Raw genomic sequence first — 18,702 nt, 5'->3', positions numbered from 1 at the left:
ATTTGGAATTTTAATTTTGAATTAATAATCCTTATCTTTGCCCCCACAAAAATTCCATAATGTCTAAATCATTAATTCCAAAATTAGAAGCTATAAAACAAAGATATAATGAGGTTGCAGACCTTATTATACAGCCTGATGTCATTTCAGACCAAAAAAGATATTCTTCTTTGAACAAAGAATATAGTGATTTGGGAAAAATTGTAAGAGTTTATGATCAGTATAAAGGTGCTTTAGATTCCATTGAAGAATCTGAAGAAATCATTGCTGATGGCTCAGACAGAGACCTGGTAGACTTAGCGAAAGAAGAAAAACTGGAAGCACAGTCAAAAATTCCGGGGCTGGAAGAAGAACTTAAGGTGCTATTGATCCCTAAAGATCCTGCAGATGACAAAAACGTCATCGTAGAATTAAGGGCCGGAACAGGAGGTGATGAAGCGGCTATTTTCGTGGAAGATATCTACAGAATGTACACCATGTATTTCAAAACGAAAGGATGGAGACATGAAGTAACCGATTCTAATGAAGCGGCAAAAGGCTACAAAGAACTGATCATGAAAGTGGAAGGTGAAGGGGTTTACGGAATCATGAAATTCGAATCAGGAGTTCACCGTGTACAGCGTGTACCGGAAACAGAATCTCAGGGAAGAGTCCATACTTCTGCCATTACCATTGCTGTTTTACCGGAGGCTGAAGAAGTGGATGTAGAGATCAACCCGGCTGATATTGAAATGCAGACTTCCCGTTCAGGAGGTGCCGGAGGTCAGAATGTAAACAAGGTTGAAACTAAAGTTCAGTTGACCCACAAACCTTCAGGACTTGTGGTCGTTTGTCAGCAGGCCCGTTCTCAGCTGGCAAACAGAGAATTGGCGATGGAAATGCTTCGTGCTAAATTATATGACATCAAATTGCAGGAAGTTCAGGGAGATATTGCTGCCCAAAGAAAAACAATGGTTTCTACCGGAGACCGTTCTGCAAAAATCAAAACCTACAATTATCCTCAAGGTAGAGTAACGGATCACAGAATCAATAAGTCTATGTACAACCTTGATGCTTATATGAACGGAGATATTTCTGAAATGATAGATGCCGTAATCATGGCAGAAAATGCAGAGAAAATGAAGGGAGAAGAAGAGAACTACTAAGTTTTTAACATATCAAATAAGACCTCTGATTTTTTCAGGGGTTTTATTTTTAAATTCATCAAATATAGTCACCTAAAATATAAACTATGAAAAACTACAAAATTATTTTATTCCTGGTATTGAGTATGCTGGGACAGCATCTTTCCGCTCAGACGGAAGTAAAGAAGCCTGCTGAAGCATTCGAACTGTTCTTTGGCACTTTTGTGAACAATGATGACGCGGTGCTGGGCAAGCTGAATGAGTATTTAAGACCTACAGTAGAGGGGAAGGATGCCTATCAGATTAACTTTAAGGAAACCTCAGAAGAAACGATCAAGGCAACAGCAGAGAACTTCCTTTCAGCTTTTCCTAAAGCAACTGCTGCAGCCTGTAAAAAAGAAGCTGAGGATTATTTTAAAGCGATGTTTGAAAACTTCAGAAACGGAAAGCTGGCCATTAAAAACGTAAAGGTGGTTCCCAATGAATATATAGAAGATCAGAAAATTGCTGAGGTAACCTATACCGTAAGCTTTATAGTTCCTTCAAAACTTACGGCAGAACCAGCAGCACAACCCCAAAAAGTGAAAGCGGCAGCGCTGAAAAAATACCTGATCCAAGTGGTTGAAGATTTTAAAAAGGCAGATAAAACAGTAAGTACAGACCAGGAGTTTAGTTTATATGAACTTAAAGAAGGAGATAAAATATACTACTGGAATGGAAGCCCGGATCAGATGGTTACGAATCTGACAGATTTCTATTTTGACAGTTTTGGATCCAAAGAATAACAGATTCAGAAGCCATAAAAAAGATAAAAAGTTCCTGTTTTCAGGGGCTTTTTTTTATTTCACATACTTTACGTATTTTTGAGAAAACCGATCAGTATGAATTTTAAACCTATGTTATTAACTGCTGGAGTTCTATTTTCAGCATCTTTTTATTCTCAAAAAATGAATTATCCTAAAGCAATAAAAGGAAGTCAGGCCGATACTTATTTCGGAAATACCGTAGCTGACCCTTTCAGAGACCTGGAAAATGATTCTGAAGCTACCAAAAAGTGGGTGGATGAAGAAGTTGCTTACAGTCAAAATTATCTTTCAAAAATTCCATTCAGGGATAAAATTAAAGATCAGTTGAGAGATATCTGGAATTATGAAAAAATTTCAGCCCCTTTCAAAGAAGGAGATTACACCTATTATTCTAAAAATGACGGCTTACAGGCGCAGTCTGTTATATACAGAACAAATAATAAGACCAAGGCTACAGAAGTATTTTTAGATCCTAATAAATTTTCAGAAAAAGGAACCACTTCACTTTCGAATCTATCATTCAACAAAAAAGGAAACCTTGCCGCATATTCTATTTCGGAAGGAGGAAGTGACTGGAACAAAATCATTATCATTGATGCGGTTACTAAAAAGCAGATCGATGATACATTATTGGATGTAAAGTTCAGCGGAATTTCATGGCAGGGTGATGAAGGTTTCTATTACTCAAGTTATGACAAACCAAAAGAAGGGACCGTTCTTTCAGGAATGACCGATAAGCATAAAGTGTATTTTCATAAGCTGGGAACCAAGCAGTCGGAAGATAAGCTGATCTTTGGAGGTGAAAAAACACCAAGAAGATATCTGGGAGCAAGTGTTTCTGAAGATCAGAGATATCTGATCGTTTCTGCGGCCAATGCAACCAACGGAAATGAACTGTATATTAAAGATTTAAAGAACGGAGGAGACTTTGTACAGATTGTGAAAGGATTTGACATCAATGCCAGTATTGTTGATACACAGGGTGATGATCTGTTTATTTTTACCGATAAGGATGCCCCGAATATGCGTCTTGTAAAAACGACGATCAAAAACCCGGCTCCTGAAACCTGGAAAGATGTGATTCCACAGACAGAAAATGTACTGGGGATTTCTTCCGGCGGAGGATATTTCTTTGCGACTTATATGATTGATGCTATTGATCAGGTGAAACAATTTGATAAGACCGGAAAATTAATCAGAGAAATTGCACTTCCCGGAAAAGGAAATATTTCCGGTTTCGGAGGAAAAGAAAAAGAGAAGGATGTGTATTATTCTTTCAGCAATTACATTACACCCGGAACAACATATAAATTTAATGTAGATTCCGGGAAATCTGAAGTGTATCAGAAGCCAAAAGTAAAATTTAATCCTGAAGATTATGTTTCAGAACAGGTATTCTATACTTCTAAAGACGGTACAAAAGTTCCGATGATGATCAATTATAAAAAAGGAACTAAGCTGAACGGTAAAAACCCTACTATTCTATACTCTTACGGAGGATTCAATATCAGCCTTCAACCGGCTTTCTCCGTGGTCAATGCAATCTGGATGGAAAACGGAGGAATCTATGCCGTTCCCAATATCCGCGGGGGAGGTGAATACGGTAAAAGATGGCATGATGCCGGAACAAAAATGCAGAAAAGAAATGTTTTTGAAGACTTTATTGCTGCCGGAGAATATTTACAGAGTAAAGGCTATACATCCAAAGAATATATGGCGCTTTCAGGAAGATCAAACGGTGGTCTGTTGGTAGGCGCTACCATGACGATACGACCGGATCTGGCAAAAGTAGCATTCCCGGGAGTAGGAGTTCTGGATATGCTGAGATATAATAAATTTACTGCAGGAGCTGGCTGGTCTTATGATTACGGAACTGCAGAAGATAGCAAAGAAATGTTTGAATACCTTAAATCCTACTCACCGGTACATAATGTAAAAGCAGGAACCTGCTATCCTTCCACGATGATTATTACCAGTGATCATGATGACAGAGTGGTTCCGGCGCACTCATTCAAATTTGGGGCAGGGCTTCAGGAAAAGCAGGCTTGCAAAAACCCTATTCTGTTAAGAATTGAAAAGAATGCCGGCCATGGAGCGGGAAGATCTACAGAACAGGTGATTACCGAAAATGCAGATTTAATGGCCTTCGCCCTGTATGAAATGGGAATTAAGCTGTAAGAACAAAAATACCGGATGTAAGCTGCAATAGCAGGTTAATTTAACGGATGATACCATAAACAGGCCGGGCATTTGCCCGGCCTGTTTTTATAGCTAAATTTCAGAGCAATAGAATGTTAACATAAGTTTCGTGTTTCGTTCAAAAAAATTAACTTTACGCAGACAAAAATTATTGGAATGCGAAAGACAATTTCTGTGAAAAAACCTGATTTTAATGTAGCCCCTCAGGAAAGAGAAATCTACAATTTTGAGAAAGACGGGTTGGAACTTAAATCATCTTATGAAAAACAAGATGTAAAAGATGAATCATTAACACAGACTTCTCCAGGAATTGCACCTTATCTGAGAGGCCCTTATTCCACAATGTATGTTCAGAAGCCATGGACAATCCGTCAATATGCAGGTTTCTCCACAGCAGAAGAATCCAATGCTTTTTATAGAAGGAACCTGGCGGCAGGACAAAAAGGACTTTCCGTTGCTTTTGACCTTGCTACCCACAGAGGCTATGATTCCGATCATGCAAGAGTAGTAGGAGATGTAGGAAAAGCAGGAGTAGCCATAGACTCCGTGGAAGATATGAAGATCCTCTTCAACGAAATCCCACTGGATCAGATTTCTGTTTCTATGACGATGAATGGGGCAGTGCTTCCTATCTTATCATTCTATATCGTAGCTGCAGAGGAGCAGGGCGTAAAACAGGAATTGCTTTCAGGAACCATCCAAAATGATATTCTGAAAGAATTCATGGTGAGAAATACTTACATTTATCCACCCGCACCTTCCATGAAGATCATTGCAGATATCTTTGAATATACTTCCCAAAACATTCCGAAATTCAACTCTATTTCCATTTCAGGATACCATATGCAGGAAGCTGGGGCGACTCCGGTACTGGAAATGGCTTATACACTGGCAGATGGTCTTGAATATGTAAGAACAGGGATTAAAGCCGGAATGAATGTAGATGATTTTGCACCGAGACTGTCCTTCTTTTGGGCCATCGGAATGAATCATTTCATGGAAATAGCAAAAATGCGTGCCGCAAGATATATCTGGGCGAACCTTTTAAAGCAGTTCAATCCTCAGAACCCAAAATCTTTGGCATTAAGAACCCACTCGCAGACTTCAGGATGGTCTCTTACAGAGCAGGAACCTTTCAACAATATTACAAGAACGGCGATAGAAGCACTGTCTTCAGCATTAGGCGGAACTCAGTCCCTGCATACCAATGCATTGGATGAAGCAATTGCCCTTCCTACAGACTATTCTGCAAAAATAGCAAGAAACACACAGATCATTCTGCAGCAGGAAAGCAGAATATGTGATGTAGTAGACCCTATGGGAGGAAGTAACCTTGTAGAAAGCCTTACCCAGCAAATGATTGAAGAAGCGATGAGGTATATTGATGAGGTAGAGCAGGAAGGAGGCATGACGAAAGCGATCGAAGCCGGAATTCCAAAAATGAGAATTGAAGAAGCTGCAGCGAAGAAACAAGCTAAGATTGATAGTGGTGAAGAATTCATTATCGGAGTGAATTCATTCAAATCCTCATTGAAGCAGGATCAAATAGAGATCTTAGACATTGATAATACCGAAGTACGCAGAAAACAGATCGAAAGACTGGATACCATCAAAGCAGAACGAAATGCTGATGCTGTTGAACAGATATTAAATGAGATCCGTGAAAGTGCCAAAACAGGCAAAGGAAATCTTCTGGCATTGTGTATCGAGGCGGCAAGGAGAAGAGTGACTCTTGGTGAAATGAGTGATGCTATGGAAGAAACTTTCGGAAGATATAAAGCTAATATTAAAACAATCTCTGGAGTATATGCTATGAATGCCGGTAAAAATGAATATTTTGAAAAAGCTCTTAAGCTTACTCAGAAATTTGAAGAAGAGGAAGGACGTCGTCCAAGACTTATGGTTGCTAAAATGGGGCAGGATGGTCATGACAGAGGAGCAAAAGTAGTAGCTACAGCATTTGCAGATATGGGGTTTGATGTTGATGTTGCCCCGTTGTTCCAGACTCCTGAAGAAGTGGCTAAACAAGCTGTTGAAAATGATATTCATATCTTGGGAGTATCTTCGCTCGCAGCAGGCCATAAAACATTGGTTCCGCAAGTTGTGGAAGAGTTGAAAAAATTAGGTGCAGACGATGTCACCATCGTAGTGGGAGGAGTGATTCCACAACAGGATTATGAGTTTTTATATGCCAATGGAGCCGACTTTATCTTTGGTCCGGGGACAAACCTTCCGAAATGTGCCGTGGAAATCTTAGAGAAATTTTTAGAGCATTAAACTAAAATCCTTAATTTCGACAGAGAGATTAAACCTTACGGATATGAATCTGAAAAATATAATAAAGCCTGCGAATAGAAAAATACTTCTTTTTGCGGGCTTTTTCTTTTTTGTAGGTGTTTTTTTATTCGGGTCCGGCAGAAAGAAAAAGAACATCTCACAAACTTCTCCGGCGGCTGCTGATATTCATGTAATTCAAAAACACCTGGAAGCACTTACCCAGACCCCTCAATTCCGGAATCATAAAAATGTGGAACAGCTGAATGCCGTGGCAGATTATATTCGTCAGACCTTTGCTGTATATAGCGATGATGCTGTATTTCAGGAATATAAAGTGGACGGAAATATATACAAAAATGTGATCTGTTCCTTTGGGACAGAAAATAAGAAAAGAATTATTATAGGAGCTCATTATGACGTCTGTGGAGATCAGCAGGGAGCCGATGATAATGCCACCGGAGTGACAGCGCTGCTGGAGCTGGCAAGAATGCTTAAAGGGCAGAAGCTCAACTACAGAATAGATCTGGTAGCTTATACATTAGAAGAACCTCCTCATTTCAGAACAGAAAATATGGGAAGCTATATTCATGCAAAGTATCTGAAAGACCATAATATAGAGGTGTATGGAATGGCCGGTATTGAAATGATCGGTTATTTCAGAGATGAAAAGGGCTCGCAGGATTTTCCAATAGGGACTCTTTCCTGGATCTATGGAAATAAAGGAGATTTTATCACCCTGGTTAAGCGCTTCAGTGGAGCAGGACCGTTTGTAAGGGATTTTATTGATCAATTTAAAAATTCAGGACAAATAAAAGCCGAAACCTTTCCGGCGCCCAAATTTGTAAAGGGAGTCGACTTTTCCGATCATCTTAATTACTGGAAGTTTGACTTCCCTGCCTTAATGATCACGGATACTTCCTTCTTTAGGAATAAAAATTATCACGAAGTGACAGATACCCTGGAAACCCTTGATCTGAAGAGGATGTCTAAGGTAATTAACAGCATTTTTATGAGCTTGATTCACCTGAAGTGAAAAAAATATTTTGTTTTTCAAAAAAATTAATATATTTGCACCTGAAAATCAAGTTTAACCAATTAAAAACAACGAAGCAATGTTCAGAACACAACAGAATTCTACAGTTGGATTGCCCCTTATGGTGGTAAGGCTTCGTGGTTGGGTACATTCTTAGAATAACAGTACAATGAAATATCAAAACCCGAAGTCGTAGAGATTTCGGGTTTTTTATTGCGCAATATTTCAAACTCAAGTTTCCCCGAAATCTTTTTAGTGTTATTAAGAACAAAATGGAAGAATCTTTTATGGTTCAGAATTCATCCTGTTCATTAATGTAATAGTAACCAACTAATATTTTAGTTGAATGTAAATGGATACAGAGCAAATCTAAAGTCTTGGATTTTGTTTCTGATATCTTGTATGAAAGATGATAACCTTCTGTTTTCCCGGCTGAGAAGCGTCAGGAGCAGAAAAAGAACCATTAGAAAAGATGTAGAAAAGCAGATAAGAAAAAAATATAAACGGAGTAAAGAACTTTGGAAAACAAGAAGAAATATTCCTTTGCTTCCTTTAGATCAGCCTTATCAAAGAGGATTTGTAAGATACCTTGTTTTGAAGGATGAGGTCAAGCGATTCAAAGACGGAGATTTCTTTAAGGGTATTCTGAAGAAGATCAATACCTATATGTATTCTGAAAGCCGGAAATTCTTAAAAAAGAAAAGAAAATTCGGAAGAAGAGTACATGTAGAAAAAGAACAGAAACTTCCCCAAAACTTGGGCTTACCCCAGAGAAAGGCAGTATTTTGTGAAGAAAGAAGAATATTGTTCGATCCGGAAAATAGATGGAACTTACTGCGAATTCATTGAACCATGGAGGTTTACCCTGAGGATAAGACCGAATATGATTGCCCACTATAAGCCTGTAGATGCGGAATTGGAAAAAGAATATGCAGAATTGGAGTCCTGTCTCAGACAGCATGCAGTGGTGGCTGTTATCCAGAAAACGATTTGCGGTACATCCAATCCATGGAAAATGAAATAGGAAAGAATCCTTATCAAAAGCAGGAAATATAGTACCTGTACAATGTCTGCAACAGAGATTGCAGAAAGCTTTAAGGACGTATAGGTCCGGCTGTTATTTAAAACAAAAACAATGGGAAATTTAAAACTAAAAGGAAAAGATATATTAAAATTGGGCTATCCCAATAACCAAAGTGTTAATGTGGCTTTGGAGGTAATGAAAAGAAATTTTGCAACTAAAAATATCCATCATGTAAAATCTCTGTTAAAAGAAATTCTACTGAATCCGGAGCATTTTGAAAAGGATCTGACTTTTGGACAAATTGCAGAGACGCTGCTTTCCTCCAAAAAAACAGAAAAAAGAATGCTGAATACTCAGCGTGCTCCTTTCAGGATCTTCGGAAGCAATATTTCAGAAGAAGCCCAAAATCAGCTGTTTACGGCTTTGAAGCTGCCGGTATCTGTGCAGGGAGCCTTAATGCCTGATGCCCATAGCGGTTATGGACTGCCCATCGGAGGAGTACTCGCGGTAGAAAATGCGGTGATCCCTTATGGAGTAGGAATGGATATTGGCTGCAGGATGAGCCTCAGTATTTTGGATATCCCAATTTCATATCTGAACGGGGCAAGAGACAAATATGAAAAAGCTCTTGCCGAACATACAAAATTTGGAATGTATGAAACCCATAAATCTCATATAGACCATGAAATCTTCGACAGGGATACCTTTGACCTGATCCCGATTCTTAGAAGGCTGAAAGGAAAAGCCATTAAGCAGATGGGATCATCAGGGGGCGGGAATCATTTTGTTGAATTTGGAGAAGTGGAAATCACTGCAGAAGAGGAGCAGATCGGTTTGCCGAAAGGCAAATATCTGGGAATTCTTTCACACAGTGGGTCGCGGGGATTAGGAGCTGAAATTGCCCAATATTATTCAAGAGTGGCTACAGAACAGTGTCCGCTGCCAAAAGAAGCTCAGAATTTCGCATGGCTGGATCTTAGTACACATCTTGGATTGGAATACTGGACGGCTATGAACTTAGCCGGAGACTATGCTTCTGCCTGCCACGACGATATTCACAGGAGATTAGTGAAAGCCGTGGGGGGAAGAGTAAAAGCCAGAATTGAAAACCATCACAATTTTGCATGGAAAGAGATCCATAACGGAAAAGAGGTGATTGTTCATAGAAAAGGAGCGACGCCGGCCAATGAAAATGAGCTTGCAATGATTCCTGGATCCATGACTGCAAAAGGATTTATTGTCCAGGGGAAAGGAAACCCCGATTCGCTGAATTCAGCTTCACATGGTGCTGGAAGAGCTTACTCAAGAGGAGAATGCCGGAGGCTTTTTACCCAGAATGATATTAAAAATGAACTGAAATTGAAAAATGTCACGCTGATCGGCGGAAATGCGGAAGAAGCTCCGATGGCTTATAAAGATATTCATGAGGTAATGAATGCACAAAGCGGATTGGTGGATATCCTGGGAACTTTTCAACCGAGAATTGTGAGAATGGATCGATAATTAAGTTTATAGTTGATGGCTTACAGTGGAGGGAGCTTGACTGTAGACCATCAACCGTTAACTCTCAACAAACAACAATGGAAAAATTAATACAAATAACTTCAGGAAGAGGTCCTTTAGAATGCCAGTGGGTGGTGGCTAAAGTGTTGAAAACCTTTCTGGAGGAAGCACAATATAATACAATAGATTATGAAATTATTCATCGCGAAAGCGGTGATGAAAACCTGACCTTGAAATCGGTAACCCTCCTTTTTAAAAGGAGAAGATATTACAGCATTTTTAAAAAACTGGTTAGGAAGTATATGCTGGACAGGAAAAAGTACATTCAGGAAACTGCATAAAAGAAGCAACTGGTTCATTGGTGTTTTTGAACTGGAAAATGTGAAAACTATTGATTTTCATGAAAAAGATATTCAGTTTCAGACTGCGAGAAGCCAGGGAAGCGGCGGCCAGAATGTAAACAAAGTTAATACAGCAGTTCGTGCCACTCATATTCCGACCGGGCAGACTGTGTTTGTACAGGACTCACGTTCACAGCTGGAAAATAAAAAACTTTCTGTTCCCAGATTGAAAGAAAAAGTAATGGCGGCTTATATTCAACAGTTGGAAAGGAGAATGCAGGAGACGTGGGCTCAGCATCTTCAGGTACAGCGCGGAAATCCTGTCCGTACATTTTCAGGAACAGATTTTAAGAAAAATTACAAGGATAAGTCATTCAAAAAGCAAAGAAATGTCCTTAAAAATGACCTAAAAAATTATAAAAATGACCTTAACTAAGAATAAATATTATTTTGAAGCTTTAGATAACTTCCCGCACGCTCTTTCAGATTGTCTCGACTCTTTGAACTATGCCTTATCTTATGATCCCGAAGATGCTGACAGTCTTTGCCTGATGGGAAGAGTCTATTCAGAAATTTTAAAAGATTATGAAACGGCAAAAAAGTATTTCGAAGAAGCCATGCAAAGCCATGTGAGCAATATCAATACACCCAGGTATTATATTGAATGTCTTTTGAATAACGAAGATTATGATGAGGCCGGGAAGTTAATTGAATTTGCCTTGCAGATCAAAGGGATTGATAAAGCAGAAATCCTCTATTGTAAAGCACATTTATTAGAAAGAAAAGAAGAATTTAAAGCTGCATTGGAACAGCTTAAAGAAAGCAAAAGATTCAGTTATTGCAGAAATATGTTTGAAATGGCGGAAGACAAGGAGAAGTTTATTAAAGATAAAATGCCCCGAATAAGCACAAAAAGGAAAGTGGAGACAGAATAGGGTGATAAAACTCAGACGGAAAAACTGATCGTAAGATAAAAGCTTTCCACCATAATGATAAAAAATAAGCTTTCTAATGAAAGCTTATTTTTTATTCACTGAAATCAGGTAATCATAAACCATTTGATGTTGGTCATCACTCAGTTTAGCTCTGGGTGCCATTCTACTAAGCGTGTTGATCCATCCCTGATTATCATGCTTTGTCGGTTCAGGGAGCTTATGGCATTTAGTACAGGAGTTTTCAAAAATGGTTTTCCCCTGGGCCAATTGCTCGCTGGAAGTGTACTTAGGGCCGGTTACGGCTGTACTTTTTGGGCCGCAGGACAAAAGAAGTGCTGAGCCTGCAATACTACTTAAAATTAATTTTTTCATATCCCTATTTTTATTTGGTGATTATTTTTTTACAGAAACTATATAATCGTAAACCCATTGATGCTGATCATCATTTAATTTTGCTTTTGGCGCCATTGCGTTCATAATTCCTACCCATTGCACAGGATTATGGGATGCAGGGTCAGGCAATTTATGACATCTTCCACATGAGTTTTCAAAAATGGTTTTTCCTTGAGCGATCTGCTCTGCTGTTGAGGTTGAAGAACCCACAGGAGCGGTAGAGGTAGAAGCCTTCGGAGTACAGGAAACTAACAGAATGGAAGTGAATGATGCCGCAGCGATGAGTTTTTTCATGTTTCTTCTTTTGGTATAGAACAAATGTAACAAATTCTCCCACCCATTGATACGACGTGTTGTAGTTTTAATTTAGAAGAAATAAAAATTAAAAAGAAGAAAAGGAGCAGCCATTGATTAAACAATACGTTTTTTGCCTGATCATTGCCCATTAATTATTGGCCATTCACTTTTAATTAATTATTTTTGAACCAATGAAATTTTCTACAGAAGAGCTAATGGAAGGAATACAGTCAGGGAATAAACGTCTGATTGGAAAAGCTATTACATTAGTTGAAAGTAAAAAGACAGAGCATAGAGTACAGGCGGAAGAGCTTTTAAAAAAAATAATGCCTTTTACAGGAAGATCCATCAGGGTCGGAGTAACAGGAGTACCGGGAGCCGGAAAATCTACTTTTATTGAAAATTTCGGAAGACTGGCTATTGCACAAGGTAAAAAAGTGGCTGTTCTGGCTATTGATCCGAGCTCTTCTATTAATAAAGGAAGTATTCTCGGAGATAAAACCAGGATGGAAGAACTTGCAAAAGAAGAAAATGCTTTCATTCGCCCTTCTCCAAGTTCCGGATTTTTGGGAGGCGTTGCCAATACCACTTTTGAAACCATGATGATCTGCGAAGCAGCAGGCTATGACTACATATTGATCGAAACCGTTGGAGTAGGACAATCTGAAGTCCTTGTAGCCGATATTACCGATGTTTTCTTATTTCTAAAAATTATTGGCGGAGGAGATGAGCTTCAGGGAATAAAGCGGGGAATTATGGAAATGGTAGATCTTATTTTCATTAATAAAGTTGATCAGGATAATCTTCAGAAAGCAAAAAATACAAAACTAGAATTAAAACGTGCCCTGGATTTTATTCCTCCTAAAGAAAAAGGCTGGAAAATTCCTGTTTTGCTTGGATCTGCACTTCATAATGAAGGTCTGAAAGAAATATATGATACCATTACCGTATTCATTGATCTGAAAAAGAAAACCGGACGTTTTGATGAAATCCGTACCCATCAGGCAGAAAAGCGCTTTGAATACTGGGTTCAGGAATATATTTTAGCGCTGATGAAAAAGAGTAATGCTATGGAGGAAGCTTATCTTATGCACAAAAAAAATGCTTCAGAAATGGTTTCCAATCCAAGTACTGAAGCCAAATTATTTGTTGAAAAGTTTTTATCTAAGGAGAATAACAGCTAAACTTATTCTTTATCCTTTTTTATTGCTGTTTTTGAAACATATCCGTCATAAGTGATAGGCTGCCTGTCGTTACTTCCTATAGAAACGAATGCTTTGCCTGTTTTAAAGATCTCAATATTGATTTCATTAACGTTACTTACATCCTTAGGCTTGATCTTTAAGGTCCAGTTTCCTTTTTTACTTTGAGATTTATTGATTGTAAAATCTTTTGAAGTAAACCTGTAACTGTTTTGATCCGGATTTCCGTAGCTTGGATTGAATACTCTTCCAAAATAAGGAAGGGTAACCACCATTATATCTTTGCTTACCTCAATTGTATAATTTCCATCCAGATTCAGCATTCTGGTAGCTGTTGAATTCGGCATTGAATTCATCACGTTGATCACATCATAATTGGTAGGGTTAGCCCTTTGTGCATAGAATGTAAATTCTTGTGCATTCACCAATGAATCCACTGTTTTTGGATCTAATGATCCCTGTGAAGAGCAGCTCTGAAAAAAGAACAGGAGTCCAAAAACAAACAGGAGAGAAATATACTTTTTCATGATTGAGATAAATTATTAAATTTAAATAGCAAAATGTATGCAAATATATTCTTTCCGTATTATTTTGGAATAAAAATTGTTAAGGTTGAATTATTAACACTCAAACTATGAAAGTTACACATCTATTTGGAATGGGAGCTATTGCTCTGTCGATTGTTGCCTGTACGACCAACCCTATTACAGGGCGGTCTTCTTTACAGCTGGCCAACAATTCGGAAATTTTAACAATGTCTGCGCAGGAATACAAAACGACATTGTCTAAAGGTAAAGTGATTACCGGTACGGCAGACGCCAAAAGAGTGGCAAGTGTAGGGAGCAGAATTAAAAACGCAGCAGAAAGATATTATCAGAGTATAGGAAGAGCAGCAGATCTTGCCAGCTATAACTGGGAATTCAATCTTCTGCAGAGCAGTGAGTTGAACGCATGGTGTATGCCTGGCGGTAAAGTAGCTGTTTACACAGGGATCCTGCCCATTACAAAAGATGATAACGGACTTGCTGTAGTAATGGGGCACGAAGTTTCCCACGCGTTGGCAGGACATGGAAATGAAAGGATCTCTCAGGCTATGGTAGCTCAGTATGGAGGGGCTATTCTTGGAGGGACTATTTCAAATGCACAGTGGGCAAATGTTTTCCAAACGGTTTACCCTATCGGCTCCCAGGTTGCTTTGCTTAAATATGGTAGAAACCAGGAGTCGGAGGCTGATGAGATGGGGCTGTATCTAATGTCTATGGCAGGATATGATCCCAGAGCCGCTATCCCTTTCTGGAACAGAATGGAAGCTGCCTCTAAAGGGGCAAGACAGCCGGAATTCCTTTCTACCCACCCGAATCCGGAAACAAGGATTTCAGATATTAATAAAGATCTTCCAAAAGCTTTAGAATACTATAAGGCTGCAGGAGGAAAATTATAGTAGTATAGAATTTTAATCTTGAGTAAAGCCTTATTAAATTTTTAGTAAATTTGGTAAGGCTTTTTTTATGTAACCACCTAAACACAATATTATGAAGAGTTTATCAATTACTGGACTTATTCTTTTAGCAGTTTCCGCATTGCTTTTTTACCTGACTACAGATTTTGCCGTAGAACAGATTAAAATTTCCCATGTTATGGGGATGATGGCAGGGGTCGGGATAGGCCTGATCATTGGAGGATTAGTAGGATATGTGAGCAAAGGAAGCGCTATGAAAGCAGAACAAAAGAAAAAAGAGTTTAAGCAACTTCAGAAAGAAAAAGAAGAACTGGAAAAGCAGGCTGCTGAAATTGCAAAACGGCAGGCTGAAATTGAAATTCAAAATAAAAATCCTCAAGTTTAAAACTTGAGGACTTTGCAGTTGTTATTTTCGATAGTTGATTAAAACTTATATCCTAAACCTACCATGAATAAGTTGGGTCTGTTATCATATCTGATTTCAGCACCGGAAACTTTATTGATGAAGTTTCTTTCATCTTTGCTGAAAGCCCCTTCATATCTTGCATTGATAATAAGCTTTTTAATTTCAAGCTGAGCTCCAAACTGATAGCCTACGGAAAAGTCATTTTTGGCATTTTCTTTAAAATCATTGTAAGTATTATCCTTGCTTAAATTAAAGCTTCCTACAGGACCTACAAATACGCCCAGCATATTCCCTAGCAGATTGTATCCTAAAAGAACCGGAACATCGATACGGTTGCTCTTTACATCAAAAGTAGTGTTCTCTGTAGTGAACTCATTTTTGAAGTGGGTGTAGTAGATCTCAGGCATTACAAATAATGAAGTAGGCAGTCCTACTTTTAGGGAAAGCCCTACATTGAAACCTACATTATTTTTTCCTGTTCCTTCAATAGCATCATTCACGGTTCCTTTGATATTTGACCATGAAGGAGAACCCGTTGGAAATATTAAATTGGCCTTACCTGCCAGTGAGATCTGTGCAGAAGCCCACATTGAAAACCCTATTAACGCTATACTAAGTACCTTTTTCATTATCGTCTATTTTTGTAATTGTATTTTCAATTGTTTTATTATTCTCAAGTAAATATTCTCGCAGTTCTTTAAACAGTTCTGAAGAATAAACGAAATCAATCAGATTTTTATTGCCTGCCGTAATCAGAATGTCTTTATTCCCTTCCCACTCTTTAATTCCCAGTCTCAGGTATACAATTTTCTCGCCGATCGTCATTACAGAGTTCATATCATGGGTATTGATGATGGTCGTCGTATTATATTCTTTGGTGATTTCATAGAGAAGATCATCAATGATCTTTGAGGTATACGGATCCAGCCCGGAATTGGGCTCATCACAGAATAAATACTTAGGATTGTTGACAATTGCCCTTGCAATGGCCACCCTTTTTTGCATCCCTCCCGAGATTTCAGATGGGAATTTTTTCTCAGCCTTATCAAGGTGAACCCTGCCTATCACTTCAAAAACTCTTTTCTTTTTTTCTCTGTAGGTAAGGTTGGTAAACATATCCAGTGGAAACATAATGTTTTCTTCCACCGTTAAAGAGTCAAATAAGGCACTCCCCTGAAATACCGTCCCGATTTCTGAGCGGAGCTGTTGTTTTTCATCTCTGGTCATCGTATTCACATCCCTGCCATCAAATAAGATTTCTCCGGACGAAGGCATATAGACGTTCAGCAGGCTTTTAAGAAATACGGTTTTTCCGGAACCGCTTTGCCCGATGATCAGGTTTACCTTTCCTTTATCAAATGACGTTGAAATTCCCTTAAGTACTTCAACATCGCCAAAACTTTTCTTAAGATCTTTTACCTCAATCATCAGCTTAATATTAATTGGGTTAAAATTAATTCAGAAATGATAATGAATACCATAGTCCACACCACAGCCTGTGTACTGGCCCTACCTACTTCCAGAGATCCTCCTTTCACAAAGTATCCGAAATAAGAAGGAACGGTAGCAATGATAAATGCAAAAACTATGGTTTTGGTAAATGCATAATAGATAAACAAATTAGGCATATACATCTGAACTCCGGTGATATAGTCATTTTCCGTCCAGTTCCCAGTTAAAATCCCTGCAATATAACCGCCTCCAATACCAAATACAATACTGATGGCAATAAGAAGAGGATTAAAAAGCATACAGGCAATAATTTTAGGAAAAATCAGAAAGTTGGGAGAATTCACCCCCATGATATCCAATGCATCAATTTGCTCAGAAACCCGCATTGTTCCAATACTGGAAGCAATATATGAACCTACCTTACCCGCCAGAATCAAACTGATAATGGTAGGGGCAAACTCTAAAACGAGTACCGCTTTTGTAGCGTATCCTACAAATGAAGGAGGAATGGGAAAGGAAGAGGCATCGAAGTTGTTGAACATCTGAATGGCAACTACCGCTCCTACGAATATAGAAGTAAAGACTACGAGTCCAAAAGAATTGACTCCCAAATCATTAATTTCTCTCATGAACAGCTTCCAGAAAACCCTCATTTTCTGAGGCTTCTGCAAGGATTTACCCAGAAGGATAATGTATTCTCCTACTGCTGTGAAAAACTTTTTTAACATAGTGCTAAATTAGACTTTTTTATTGAATTAGGCTAAGGTTGAGGGTAAGACTGAGGCTTCGTTTAATGTTAAAATTTAAAGTTTTTTATCTTGATCTTAACTTCAGCATACCTTTTATTTTGCGTTTTTATCTCCGCCGATAACCAGTAAAACGGTTTTTAAAATAACGACAAGATCCAATACAAAACTCCAGTTTCTTACATAAAAGGCATCTGCCAAAACCCGTTTTTTCATTTCTACTTCCACATCTCCGAAATCACCACGCAATCCGCTGACCTGTGCAAGGCCTGTGATTCCGGGGTTTACCATACTTCTCAAACTGTATCTTCCTATTTTGGGTTTATAATAATTGTCAACGGCCAGCATATGGGGACGCGGACCTACCACGGACATTTCTCCTTTCAGTACATTCAAAAACTGCGGAAGCTCATCCAGACTGGTTTTTCTTAAAAACTTGCCGATTTTGGTAATTCTTGAATCGTTTTCACGGGTGGTACTGGTCGTGGATTCATCATTTACGACCATTGTTCTGAATTTGATACAGTTAAAAACCTCTTCGTGGAAACCATACCTTTTCTGTAAAAAGAAAACCGGTCCTTTGGAACTTGTTTTGATCAAGATGGCGATAAGCGGAAAAGCCCATGAGCATATAAAGATCAAAACAATAAGGGAAAAAGCAATGTCAAAGGTTCTTTTAACCAAAAAATTGGAATAATAATCCAATGGATATCTTGCCTGGTTAAGAACAGGCTGGGTCTGAATATATCCGAGATCGTAAAGAAAAAAATCACTTTGCGTTATACTCGGAATCAAAGAAATATGAATTTTGTTTTCCTCTGCCAGCTTGAAAAGTTCCGTTTCCATACTCTCATTGAATGAATTTTCAGTAGATAAAAATACAGTGTGGATTCCGTTTTTTTTCCAGAAATAGACCAGTTCGTCCGTATTGATACCTGTTTTTTTATATTCAAATATCCTGTATCCATAATCTTTTCTGTCCTCAAATATATTTTTAAGGATTTCAGTTGAATCATTATTTTCCAGGAACATGACATTTCTATGGTTGATCCCGAGTGAACGGAAATATTTAATCGCAAAGTAAATAATAGACTTTACCAGAAAAATAAAAACCAAAAGGTAAAAAGAAAGCCAGTAGATATCCGAATTGAAAAAAACATTTTTACTTACCTTTCCAATAAGCAGAACGCCCAGTATAAAAAACAGGAAATGGATAAAAAGACGTTCAAGGAAAAGGGTATAGGTCAGATTCCTTGGGATATTATATATTTTTGTTCTACCACTTAAAAGTACCCAGAACAAAAACAGCAAAATCAGGGAAAAGACATTCTGGTACCAGGTGTCCTTATGATATTTTAAACTTTCGTTTCTGCTTATAAAAAAGAATATAAAAATAGATGCAATAACCATGAGGTCAAGCAAAATAATGATCGATTTCAGGTATCTAGAGTATCGAATTCTCTGCATCTATCTGTGTTTATAACGAATACGGCTGGCTAATTTAC

At 38.3% G+C, this 18,702-nt stretch carries 19 protein-coding genes and 1 pseudogene; 13 read left to right on the top strand and 7 right to left on the bottom strand.

The window, feature by feature from the left end:
• Nucleotides 1-59: 59 nt before the first annotated feature.
• The 10 genes and pseudogenes from prfA (at nt 60) to MUW56_RS09135 (ending at nt 11,242) form a co-directional block, all read left to right on the top strand.
• Nucleotides 60-1,145 carry a peptide chain release factor 1 gene (gene prfA / locus MUW56_RS09180; RefSeq protein WP_292012902.1) on the top strand — a complete coding sequence of 362 codons (1,086 nt, stop codon included), beginning with the start codon at nt 60-62 and terminating at the stop codon, nt 1,143-1,145.
• Between the two features lie 86 nt (nt 1,146-1,231).
• The gene (locus MUW56_RS09175; RefSeq protein WP_292012901.1) at nt 1,232-1,909 is read left to right on the top strand and encodes a hypothetical protein; all 678 of its coding nucleotides are present in this window, start codon (nt 1,232-1,234) and stop codon (nt 1,907-1,909) included.
• A gap of 111 nt (nt 1,910-2,020) precedes the next feature.
• Complete coding sequence (locus MUW56_RS09170; protein WP_292015397.1) at nt 2,021-4,108, top strand: prolyl oligopeptidase family serine peptidase; 2,088 nt, start codon at nt 2,021-2,023, stop codon at nt 4,106-4,108.
• 177 nt (nt 4,109-4,285) lie between these two features.
• Nucleotides 4,286-6,406 carry a methylmalonyl-CoA mutase gene (gene scpA, locus MUW56_RS09165; RefSeq protein ID WP_292012900.1) on the top strand — a complete coding sequence of 707 codons (2,121 nt, stop codon included), beginning with the start codon at nt 4,286-4,288 and terminating at the stop codon, nt 6,404-6,406.
• A gap of 43 nt (nt 6,407-6,449) precedes the next feature.
• Nucleotides 6,450-7,439 (top strand): M28 family peptidase, encoded by a 990-nt coding sequence (locus MUW56_RS09160; protein ID WP_292012899.1) that lies wholly within the window; start codon nt 6,450-6,452, stop codon nt 7,437-7,439.
• A 402-nt stretch (nt 7,440-7,841) separates the two neighbouring features.
• The gene (locus tag MUW56_RS09155; protein ID WP_292012898.1) at nt 7,842-8,288 is read left to right on the top strand and encodes a hypothetical protein; all 447 of its coding nucleotides are present in this window, start codon (nt 7,842-7,844) and stop codon (nt 8,286-8,288) included.
• Nucleotides 8,289-8,322: 34 nt separating this feature from the next.
• Nucleotides 8,323-8,463 (top strand): hypothetical protein, encoded by a 141-nt coding sequence (locus tag MUW56_RS09150; RefSeq protein ID WP_292012897.1) that lies wholly within the window; start codon nt 8,323-8,325, stop codon nt 8,461-8,463.
• 111 nt (nt 8,464-8,574) lie between these two features.
• The gene (locus tag MUW56_RS09145; protein ID WP_292012896.1) at nt 8,575-9,966 is read left to right on the top strand and encodes an RtcB family protein; all 1,392 of its coding nucleotides are present in this window, start codon (nt 8,575-8,577) and stop codon (nt 9,964-9,966) included.
• A gap of 77 nt (nt 9,967-10,043) precedes the next feature.
• A pseudogene (gene prfH, locus MUW56_RS09140) lies at nt 10,044-10,743 on the top strand (peptide chain release factor H).
• A complete protein-coding gene (locus tag MUW56_RS09135) occupies nt 10,730-11,242 on the top strand; it encodes a hypothetical protein (RefSeq protein WP_292012895.1) in 513 nt (170 codons plus the stop codon). The pseudogene prfH and the gene MUW56_RS09135 overlap by 14 nt, the downstream one beginning before the upstream one ends.
• A gap of 84 nt (nt 11,243-11,326) precedes the next feature.
• Here MUW56_RS09135 and MUW56_RS09130 read toward each other — a convergent pair whose 3' ends face one another.
• Nucleotides 11,327-11,614 (bottom strand): c-type cytochrome, encoded by a 288-nt coding sequence (locus MUW56_RS09130; protein WP_292012894.1) that lies wholly within the window; start codon nt 11,612-11,614, stop codon nt 11,327-11,329.
• Between the two features lie 21 nt (nt 11,615-11,635).
• On the bottom strand, nt 11,636-11,929 hold the full coding sequence (locus tag MUW56_RS09125) for a cytochrome C (protein ID WP_292012893.1): 294 nt from the start codon (nt 11,927-11,929) through the stop codon (nt 11,636-11,638).
• 194 nt (nt 11,930-12,123) lie between these two features.
• Here MUW56_RS09125 and meaB point away from each other — a divergent pair, with 194 nt between their 5' ends.
• Nucleotides 12,124-13,116: a methylmalonyl Co-A mutase-associated GTPase MeaB gene (meaB, locus tag MUW56_RS09120; RefSeq protein ID WP_292012892.1), complete on the top strand. Its 993-nt coding sequence runs from the start codon at nt 12,124-12,126 to the stop codon at nt 13,114-13,116.
• A gap of 2 nt (nt 13,117-13,118) precedes the next feature.
• Here meaB and MUW56_RS09115 read toward each other — a convergent pair whose 3' ends face one another.
• The gene (locus MUW56_RS09115; RefSeq protein ID WP_292012891.1) at nt 13,119-13,661 is read right to left on the bottom strand and encodes a DUF4251 domain-containing protein; all 543 of its coding nucleotides are present in this window, start codon (nt 13,659-13,661) and stop codon (nt 13,119-13,121) included.
• A 107-nt stretch (nt 13,662-13,768) separates the two neighbouring features.
• Between MUW56_RS09115 and MUW56_RS09110 the strand changes: the two genes are divergently transcribed.
• A complete protein-coding gene (locus MUW56_RS09110; RefSeq protein WP_292012890.1) occupies nt 13,769-14,575 on the top strand; it encodes a M48 family metallopeptidase in 807 nt (268 codons plus the stop codon).
• Between the two features lie 91 nt (nt 14,576-14,666).
• The gene (locus MUW56_RS09105; RefSeq protein ID WP_292012889.1) at nt 14,667-14,978 is read left to right on the top strand and encodes a hypothetical protein; all 312 of its coding nucleotides are present in this window, start codon (nt 14,667-14,669) and stop codon (nt 14,976-14,978) included.
• 38 nt (nt 14,979-15,016) lie between these two features.
• Here MUW56_RS09105 and MUW56_RS09100 read toward each other — a convergent pair whose 3' ends face one another.
• The 4 genes from MUW56_RS09100 to MUW56_RS09085 form a co-directional block, all read right to left on the bottom strand.
• Nucleotides 15,017-15,628 carry an outer membrane beta-barrel protein gene (locus tag MUW56_RS09100; protein WP_292012888.1) on the bottom strand — a complete coding sequence of 204 codons (612 nt, stop codon included), beginning with the start codon at nt 15,626-15,628 and terminating at the stop codon, nt 15,017-15,019.
• A complete protein-coding gene (locus MUW56_RS09095; RefSeq protein WP_292012887.1) occupies nt 15,612-16,427 on the bottom strand; it encodes an ABC transporter ATP-binding protein in 816 nt (271 codons plus the stop codon). The genes MUW56_RS09100 and MUW56_RS09095 overlap by 17 nt, the downstream gene beginning before the upstream one ends.
• The gene (locus tag MUW56_RS09090) at nt 16,427-17,179 is read right to left on the bottom strand and encodes an ABC transporter permease (protein ID WP_292012886.1); all 753 of its coding nucleotides are present in this window, start codon (nt 17,177-17,179) and stop codon (nt 16,427-16,429) included. The genes MUW56_RS09095 and MUW56_RS09090 overlap by 1 nt, the downstream gene beginning before the upstream one ends.
• A gap of 114 nt (nt 17,180-17,293) precedes the next feature.
• Nucleotides 17,294-18,664: an exopolysaccharide biosynthesis polyprenyl glycosylphosphotransferase gene (locus MUW56_RS09085; RefSeq protein WP_292012885.1), complete on the bottom strand. Its 1,371-nt coding sequence runs from the start codon at nt 18,662-18,664 to the stop codon at nt 17,294-17,296.
• Nucleotides 18,665-18,702 lie beyond the last annotated feature (38 nt).

Origin of the sequence: Chryseobacterium sp. (genome assembly GCF_022869225.1) — a bacterium.
Lineage (GTDB): Bacteria > Bacteroidota > Bacteroidia > Flavobacteriales > Weeksellaceae > Chryseobacterium.
The sequence above is the reverse complement of the archived record's forward strand: the minus strand, read 5'-3'. Positions and strand labels throughout refer to the sequence as shown.

Bases quoted from the DNA above. Each gene is read 5' to 3' on its own strand.
- prfA (WP_292012902.1), top strand. From the start codon at position 60: ATGTCTAAATCATTAATTCCAAAATTAGAAGCTATAAAACAAAGATAT.
- MUW56_RS09175 (WP_292012901.1), top strand. From the start codon at position 1,232: ATGAAAAACTACAAAATTATTTTATTCCTGGTATTGAGTATGCTGGGA.
- MUW56_RS09170 (WP_292015397.1), top strand. From the start codon at position 2,021: ATGTTATTAACTGCTGGAGTTCTATTTTCAGCATCTTTTTATTCTCAA.
- scpA (WP_292012900.1), top strand. From the start codon at position 4,286: ATGCGAAAGACAATTTCTGTGAAAAAACCTGATTTTAATGTAGCCCCT.
- MUW56_RS09160 (WP_292012899.1), top strand. From the start codon at position 6,450: ATGAATCTGAAAAATATAATAAAGCCTGCGAATAGAAAAATACTTCTT.
- MUW56_RS09155 (WP_292012898.1), top strand. From the start codon at position 7,842: ATGAAAGATGATAACCTTCTGTTTTCCCGGCTGAGAAGCGTCAGGAGC.
- MUW56_RS09150 (WP_292012897.1), top strand. From the start codon at position 8,323: ATGATTGCCCACTATAAGCCTGTAGATGCGGAATTGGAAAAAGAATAT.
- MUW56_RS09145 (WP_292012896.1), top strand. From the start codon at position 8,575: ATGGGAAATTTAAAACTAAAAGGAAAAGATATATTAAAATTGGGCTAT.
- MUW56_RS09135 (WP_292012895.1), top strand. From the start codon at position 10,730: ATGACCTTAACTAAGAATAAATATTATTTTGAAGCTTTAGATAACTTC.
- MUW56_RS09130 (WP_292012894.1), bottom strand. From the start codon at position 11,614: ATGAAAAAATTAATTTTAAGTAGTATTGCAGGCTCAGCACTTCTTTTG.
- MUW56_RS09125 (WP_292012893.1), bottom strand. From the start codon at position 11,929: ATGAAAAAACTCATCGCTGCGGCATCATTCACTTCCATTCTGTTAGTT.
- meaB (WP_292012892.1), top strand. From the start codon at position 12,124: ATGAAATTTTCTACAGAAGAGCTAATGGAAGGAATACAGTCAGGGAAT.
- MUW56_RS09115 (WP_292012891.1), bottom strand. From the start codon at position 13,661: ATGAAAAAGTATATTTCTCTCCTGTTTGTTTTTGGACTCCTGTTCTTT.
- MUW56_RS09110 (WP_292012890.1), top strand. From the start codon at position 13,769: ATGAAAGTTACACATCTATTTGGAATGGGAGCTATTGCTCTGTCGATT.
- MUW56_RS09105 (WP_292012889.1), top strand. From the start codon at position 14,667: ATGAAGAGTTTATCAATTACTGGACTTATTCTTTTAGCAGTTTCCGCA.
- MUW56_RS09100 (WP_292012888.1), bottom strand. From the start codon at position 15,628: ATGAAAAAGGTACTTAGTATAGCGTTAATAGGGTTTTCAATGTGGGCT.
- MUW56_RS09095 (WP_292012887.1), bottom strand. From the start codon at position 16,427: ATGATTGAGGTAAAAGATCTTAAGAAAAGTTTTGGCGATGTTGAAGTA.
- MUW56_RS09090 (WP_292012886.1), bottom strand. From the start codon at position 17,179: ATGTTAAAAAAGTTTTTCACAGCAGTAGGAGAATACATTATCCTTCTG.
- MUW56_RS09085 (WP_292012885.1), bottom strand. From the start codon at position 18,664: ATGCAGAGAATTCGATACTCTAGATACCTGAAATCGATCATTATTTTG.